The organism is Protofrankia sp. BMG5.30, from assembly GCF_001983005.1.
Classification (GTDB): Bacteria; Actinomycetota; Actinomycetes; order Frankiales; family Frankiaceae; genus Protofrankia; species Protofrankia coriariae.
In genome coordinates this window covers 22,858-29,225 of the sequence record NZ_MOME01000051.1, presented here as the reverse complement: position 1 = coordinate 29,225, position 6,368 = coordinate 22,858, and the positions used below count along the sequence as shown (strand labels likewise).

The 6,368-nt window shown below is 65.1% G+C and carries 5 protein-coding genes; 4 read left to right on the top strand and 1 reads right to left on the bottom strand.

The genetic code is table 11. From position 1 onward, the window contains the following. The first annotated feature begins 535 nt into the window (after positions 1–535). Entirely contained in the window at positions 536–1,018 is a 483-nt protein-coding gene (locus tag BL254_RS21940; RefSeq protein WP_139342448.1) for a hypothetical protein, read from the top strand. Between the two features lie 60 nt (positions 1,019–1,078). Here BL254_RS21940 and BL254_RS21935 read toward each other — a convergent pair whose 3' ends face one another. Continuing rightward, positions 1,079–1,756, bottom strand: a complete 678-nt coding sequence (locus BL254_RS21935; RefSeq protein WP_076844913.1) for a GAP family protein — start codon at positions 1,754–1,756, stop codon at positions 1,079–1,081. A gap of 1,193 nt (positions 1,757–2,949) precedes the next feature. On the opposite strand from BL254_RS21935, the gene BL254_RS21930 reads away from it, so the two are divergent. The 3 genes from BL254_RS21930 (at position 2,950) to BL254_RS21920 (ending at position 6,257) form a co-directional block, all read left to right on the top strand. Then, positions 2,950–3,540: a hypothetical protein gene (locus tag BL254_RS21930; RefSeq protein WP_200902551.1), complete on the top strand. Its 591-nt coding sequence runs from the start codon at positions 2,950–2,952 to the stop codon at positions 3,538–3,540. Positions 3,541–3,658: 118 nt separating this feature from the next. Then, positions 3,659–5,011 (top strand): Dyp-type peroxidase, encoded by a 1,353-nt coding sequence (locus BL254_RS21925; protein WP_076844911.1) that lies wholly within the window; start codon positions 3,659–3,661, stop codon positions 5,009–5,011. A gap of 55 nt (positions 5,012–5,066) precedes the next feature. Further along, entirely contained in the window at positions 5,067–6,257 is a 1,191-nt protein-coding gene (locus BL254_RS21920; protein ID WP_076844909.1) for a catalase family protein, read from the top strand. Positions 6,258–6,368: the final 111 nt, after the last annotated feature.

The window sequence follows — 6,368 nt, the reverse complement described above, 5'->3', positions numbered from 1 at the left end:
CATACCCACAATCTCCACACCCCACCGGGAGTGAGAGCACCGGAAGGCAGAAATGGGAGGGAACGAAACGGGCGGAACGTGGCAAATCTTAGTCCGGATAAGGCAGCCGATGACGGTGAGGTCGACAGCGGGGGCGATTGAGGGGGGCGATGTAGGGCGGTACGCCGAGCGTGATACCGAGTGCCCAGACGTTGCCGAAGGAGAACAGGAAGCTCAGTGCGACGACGGTGATCATGGATGCGGTGATCGTGCGTGCGATGGTTCTGCTGCGGCTCGCCGGGTTCGTCGAGGGCGCTACCAGGTTCGGGAGGCTGACCGGGCGTGGCATCAGACCGCACCGCCCGAGGTTCCGACTCGGAAGTTGCCCTCGATGACGAGTCGGCCGGAGCGGGCATGCCTGGTCAGATCCGCACTATTGTGTATCGAATCCCGTTGGGGGCACCACGCAGACCCGTGCATGATTATCTTCCTCCGTTACTACAGGTCAGCTTGTCATCGCAGGCGAGTTCGATCTGCCGGCCCAGCGGAGCGAGCGGTGAAGCGGGCGCCCAGCTACRCCAGCCCCACCGTCAAAATGATCATTTTTCTGATCTCTCCTACTTATGACGTCGAGGAGGTATGCGTCGCACTTCTCGGGCTCGACCCTGCTCGGGACGACCACGACAGCCCCTACTCCAGTAAGCATATCCATGTCAGAAGTCGGCTTTTCAGGACACTTCCGGAGCTGACTGAACTCGCCCGCAGGATCATCAAGGAATACGGAAGCGACGAGTTGGAGACTATCCTCAGTCAGCTTGGACCCACTGGCGTCTCCGGTGAACCCAAGAATCTCATCTTCGCGGCCAACGGCCCGAAACCCCGCCTCGTTCTTCGTGACGCCATCAACAACGTGATCGAGATCGTAGAGAACGCTGAGCACTGCCTTGTCTACGACCGGCCGCTCGGGGRGATGGGACTGTCTTGGCGGGCGCTCACCAACTGGTGGACGCAGACCACGGCCCTTCTGGGTGATGAGTAAGGAGAACGCACGCTCCACACGTCTGTGATCGGACCACACCGCCACGTGTGGGCAAGCCTGTCAGGAGGTGAGGATGGAGATACCGTCTCCGAGCAGTTTCAGTCCGAGAACGAAGAACAGGACTGCCATCACGGCGACATTATGCTGGGCTGCCCAGTCTTTCCAATTGCCGAGCGTGGTTTTGGCTCGCTCTCCCCCGAGGAGGAAGACTCCCAGTGGGGCCAGCAGGCSGAGGGTGGCGATCAAGACGAAGATTGCCAGCGATGCTATCTGCTGCCCGACCGGCAGCCCGGCTGAGCCAATCGCGGCGCCCGCGGCGATGGTCAACGGGGCGTTCTTGGCGTTGAGCGCGGCCAAGGCCGTTCCGAGTCCGAATACCTTGACCGGTGTGAGGCGGTCGATCGCGTCCATCCACTTCGGCAGCTGGGCTTGCGAGGGATCCGCCGGGCGCCGGTGCCATTGCCGGGCGCCGAAGAGGACGAGGAGCACGCCCAGAGCGAGCTTGAGAGCTCCCACCCAGGTGGCCGGGTGATTGTGGGCGGAGGCGCCTCCAGGGGAGGCGATCGCCAGCATCACCGCGCCCAGTGCCGAGAGTCCCAGAATCCAGCCGGCGGCGAACAGCAGTCCGTTGAGGCGTCCCCGAGGCGTGGCGAGTATGAGGATGATCGCGATAATCGGGAGCGGGCTGATCGCGACGCCGGCCGCAAGACCCAGCACGTCACCGAGAACTTTGCCCATGGTTACCTCCAGAGGGAGTCAGGGTAACGGTCCAGTTGAGCAGGGCTTGGCGGAAGCGGGTGACCCGACCGCCCGGGCGGGCAGCCGTGGGACTGTCGTTGGACGTGCCCCGGGCCTGCAGAAAGACCCCGGACGTGGGCCGCAGCCTTCCCGAAAGCGGTCCTTCTGAACAGCGAGCTCCTCGGCGGTCGGCACCCGTCCCGCAGCTTGACCAGACGTTCCGGACTGCTGAGCGCCTCATCGCTCAAACCGGCTGACGGTGCAGTCGGGACGGCGCCTGGGCGGAGCGGCGGGTTGTTACGCGGTCGGCTGCGCGGCTGTCTTCTCGGCCACGCGGAAAGGGCTGACCGAGAACTGACGACGATGTACTCGGCAGAGGTCCGCATTCCATCTTCCTGCGCCTTTCCGGATCTGTCCTCGGGAGCTTCTCGGAACGCGAGGACCTTGACCCTGAGGTGAGGATTTCCGACGATTCCTGGAGTGGTGAGGGCATGCGGAACCATGCTGGGATCCCAGGAACGCCAGCACGGCAAAAATAATCATGATATCGGACGCGTTCAGCCCRTCAGGCATCCTCTGCTACGGCCGCCACCGGGTCTACTCGGCGCAGGCCAGCCAACCGGTCCAGAACCACGGAAAGATCTCCCCCCCTCGGCTTGCGACACACCAACGCACCGCCCGGGGAGGTCCTACCAAAGATTCTGAGGTACGCGCTCACGGCAGCAGGACAGGATTCATCAGGATCTCCGCGTCACACTGGCCTACGGGCTCACAGCACCACAGTAGCGACGACGTCGGACCGGACGGCACCAACATCCTCATCGGGACAGGGTGCCGGCGCAAGTCGGCATGGTCACTGGCCTGCTCGTAGCCCGCCGTGGCGCCTTCCCCGAACTCGACAGCAAGCCGGCACTCAAGAACACTCTCTTTCTCCGCACCGTGACGGACGAGGCACGCCTCTACGGCCCGTGGGGCACGGACCGTAGCCGGCCGGTGTCGGGGAATCGTGAACTGATCAGGCTGGACCCCGCAGTGCCGGAGCCTCTCGAGGATCCGCCCCGGGCAACCACATCACCCATGGCGGGAGATGCGAGGCGGCGCGTGCGCGGTCAGGATTAGTAGTGAGGGCGATGGCGCCCATATTCGAGCGCTTGGTGGCCTCTCGGACCGATCCGTGGCGGGAGAACCTCACGATGACTGCAACGACAGGTACAGGCCAGTCAGCTCAGCCCGAACGCCCGGGCATGAAGGATGGGGTCTGTGGCGAGTTCACCGTCTTTACCAAGATCAAGACGGGCCACGCGGATGCGCTGCGTAAGGATCTCGCCAAGATCGCCAGCGCGTCGGCTGACGAGGGGAACCGTGCGGCGATGCGTCAGATCGGCACCCTGCACGACGCACGCCATGTGATATTCGACAACGAGACCCGGTTTATGTTCGCCAGCGTCTTCGACGGCTCCTGGGACACGTACATCGACGACTTCGGCAAGACGGCAGTCGGGGCGAACTTCGACAGGGTCTTCTCACACAGCGAAGGGTTCCCTGGTGTCAGCGATCCAGGGGTGAAGGACTGGTTCGTCGCCCACCAGGAGCCCGCGGGGGTATTCGTCAGCTCCTATCCCGATCTGACCGTTCAGCAGATCTGGAAGGACCAGCGAGTGAACGAGGCATTCCAGAAGGTGCTGGACACCCCCGAGTTCCGGGCGGCGCTGGAGAACCCGGCCAACGCGGAGTTGCTGACCACGCCTGCCTTCCAGAAGCTGATGGAGGAAGCCGCGCGCTAAGAACCAGGACATAACCAACCCTCAGAGCCGACCCAACATCGGTGGACCGCGTAGGCGGGCGTCGGCCGGCCGCCGCAGGGCTGCCCAGGCTGAGTCCGATGTGGAGGCACGACCGATCATGAACACGGCAGACAGCGGCAGCGCGGCCGGCGTGGGCGTCGAGATCGACGACGTGCAAAGCGGGGCACTGCGTCCACGGCCGGTGCCGTACGAGGGAAAGTTCATCTTCCTGCGCGTCGATGACCGCCACGCCGGGCGCGCCCTGCTGCGGCGGCTGCTCCCGGTGACCGCGGGTGGTCTGCCCAGCGTGGACCGGAGCCAGGACGCCTGGGTAGCTGTGGCGTTCACCTACCAGGGGCTGGAGGCCCTGGGGGTACCTCAGGAGTCGCTGGACAGCTTTCCGCAGGCGTTTCRTGAGGGCATGGCCGCTCGGGCGGAGCGGATCGGCGACGTGGGCGAGAGCGCCCCGGCCCGCTGGGAGGCACCGTTCGGAACAGGCGATGTTCACATCGCGTTGAGCGCCCTCTCTTCCGATGYGGCGCAGCTGGACAAGGAGCTGGAGCGGGCCCGCGTCGCCTACCAGGACACGCCCGGTGTCCAGGTGATCTGGCAGCAGGAGGTCCACCAGCTCCCGACCGGGCGCACCACCTTCGGCTTCCGCGACGGCATCAGCCATCCGAACATCGAGGGCGTCGGACTGCCCGGCTCCAACCCGCAGGAAACCCCCATCAAGGCCGGCGAATTCATCCTCGGCTACCCCGACGAAACCGGCAGCCTGCCGCCCATGCCCAGCCCTGATGCGCTGGGGCGCAACGGGACCTATGCGGCCATACGCAAGATCCACACCAACGTGGCGGCCTGGCGCCGATACCTGCGCGCGAACACCTCCAGCGCCGAGGAGGAGGCACTCCTGGCGGCCAGGATGGTCGGGCGCTGGCCCAGCGGAGCGCCACTGACACTGACGCCGGAACACGATGATCCAGAGCTGGGGGCAGATCCGCACCGGAACAACAACTTCCTGTACCGGGAGAACGACGATCGCGGCTTCCGGTGCCCCGCCGGTGCGCACATCCGGCGTAACAACCCCCGCGATGCCACCATCATCGGCGACGCACGGATGCACCGCCTCATCCGGCGCGGCACCACCTACGGCCCGCCGCTGCCAGAGGGCGTGCTGGAGGACGACGGCGCCGACCGAGGCCTGGTCGGAGTCTTCATCGGAGCCCATCTGGAACGGCAGTTCGAGTTCATCAAGGCCGAGTGGGTCAACGACGGCAACTTCATCGGCTACCCCGGCGAGAAGGACCCGGTAGCCGGGCATCACGACGGAACCGGCAGCGCCACCATCCCGGAGAAGCCGGTCCGGCGCCGCCTGCGGAACCTGCCCAGCTTCGTGGTCACCCGAGGCGGCGAGTACTGCTTCCTGCCGAGTCTGCGCGCCCTGCGCTGGCTCGCCGAACTGGAGGACTGAGAGCAGTTCCTGCCCCTTAAGGCCCCACCACGCTCTCCGAGGAGAGGTCGAAGTCATGGCAGCACAGTTCGTCCCCTACACGCCCGACGTCGAAGACGATGACCCGCACTTCGACCAAAACCTGCAGACGGTGATCGAAAAGACCGAGAACTACATCATCGAGTCGCTCAAGGCCGGTAGCACCGGACGGGCCCTCCGCGACGCCCATGCCAAGGGCTACGGGCTGGTCCGAGGGCAGGTGGAGATCCTGGCCGGGCTTACCCCCGAGTACGCCCAAGGCATCTACGCGACTCCGGGAACCCACGATGCGCTCATCCGCTTTTCCAACGGCTCGCCTCACGCCGGAGCCGACGCGCGACTGGGCAGCGCCACYGGATTGGCACTGAAAATTTTCGACATCAACGGCCCGACCCTGCTGGAAGACGAACCGGACACAGGCACATTCGACTACGCCAACATCAACGCACCGATCTTCTTCTGCAACACGGTCGAGCACTACCTGTTCATCCAGGAATTGTTTCTGAACGCGCCGACCTATTTCTCCCAGGGGCGACCCGGCGCGCACCGTTTCTTTACCGAGTTCGTGACCGGAAAGGGAACACTGGACCAGGACGACTGGGCCTGGGACGAGTTCCTGGCCTTCCTTCGCCTGTCAAAGATCCCCCCGGTCAACGTACTGCTGTCAAGCTACTGGACGATGGGCGCGGTCAGGCACGGGGACTACATCGCCAAGGTGCGCATCGCCCCCGACCCGCTCTCCGCCGCTGCGGTGGTCCGGCGTGCCATCGACCCGGCCTCCGCGTCGGAGGTCTTCCGACCGGCCCTGCAAGCCGAGTTGCAGGAGYGGCCCTACGCCTTCGACATCCAGGTCCAACTCTGCACCGACCTGGAGCGCATGCCGGTGGAGGACACCACCGTGGAGTGGCCCGAGCAGCTTTCGCCGTCCGTCACCGTGGCCAAGCTGCGGCTGCCACAGCAGGACATCTCCGACCCGGAAAATCTGGAGAAGATGGACGCGCTGTCCTTCACGCCCTGGCGGGTCACCGCCGAGCACGCACCCCTGGGCAACATCATGCGGGCCCGCAAGGAGGTCTACCGGCGCTCCTCCATCGAGCGCCACAAGCTCAACCAGCAGCCGCGCAAAGAACCGCGCAGCGCCGACGAGGTACTTGGCCCGGCCCACCACAGCGACGACGCGCCAACCAAGGCGGCCGGCCCTCACAGCCCGATGCCGTCCACAGCCTGACCACAGGTCTGGGCGGGTATCAGACAGAAGGGCCAGCTAGTGYTGCGTTCCTCAAGGCTAGGGTAGATCGGACGAACCGGGATATCACCGTGCTTTGACAAGGGGCACGTC